Below are 730 nucleotides of genomic sequence, written 5' to 3'. Positions count from 1 at the left end.
CAGCGCACCACCCACCACCACAGCGGAACCGCCCGCACCGGAGGAAGACCCGGTCCACTCCGCCCACTCCACGCCATACAGCTCCCCCGCACCGGAAGCGCTGCCGGCCGGCTCGCCCAACGGGCGGGTCACCAGCGACCCGACGTAAGCGACGGGCTGGCCCTCGCCGTCCGCAACCTCCAGTGAGACACCGTCCCCGTCCGCCGGCGCCATCCGTACCCGGAGCACCGTCGCGCCGGCGGCGAGGAGGGACACGTCCGACCAGACGAAGGGGAGCGCGGGCGCAGCGTCGTCCGCGGTCAGCAGCTGGGCGTGCAGGGCGGCGTCGAGGAGTGCGGGGTGCAGGCCGAAGGGCTTGGGGTCGATCCCGGCCTCCTCCGGCGTGGCCACCTCGGCAAACAGTTCCTCACCGCGCCGCCAGACCCCGCGCAGGCCACGGAACGCCGGACCGTACGCGAAGCCCAGGTCAGGGAGCGTCTCGCCGTAGGCATCACCGAGTTCCACCGGCTCGGCACCGGGCGGGGGCCATGCCGTCAGCCCTTCAGCCGGAACCTGCATGACCGTTTCGCTCAGTACGCCCGTGGCGTGCCGCACCCAGCCGTCGCCTTCGGAGCCCTGGACGCGCGCGTGGACAGCGACCGTTCGGCGGCCGTCCTCGTCGGGGCCGTCGACGGCGACCTGTACGGCGACGCCGCCGGCGTCGGGCAGGACCAGCGGGGCGTGCAGGGTC

Annotated in this window: 1 protein-coding gene; it reads right to left on the bottom strand. The window is 74.2% G+C overall.

The genetic code is table 11. From position 1 onward, the window contains the following. Window positions 1-558: polyketide synthase dehydratase domain-containing protein (locus tag JL475_RS39255; RefSeq protein WP_368860261.1), on the bottom strand; the 558-nt coding region annotated here is incomplete at its 3' end. Between the last annotated feature and the right edge of the window lie 172 nt (window positions 559-730).

It is taken from the genome of Streptomyces sp. M2CJ-2 (assembly GCF_016757295.1).
Classification (GTDB): Bacteria; Actinomycetota; Actinomycetes; order Streptomycetales; family Streptomycetaceae; genus Streptomyces.
This window is presented reverse-complemented; position numbering and strand designations above follow the sequence as displayed.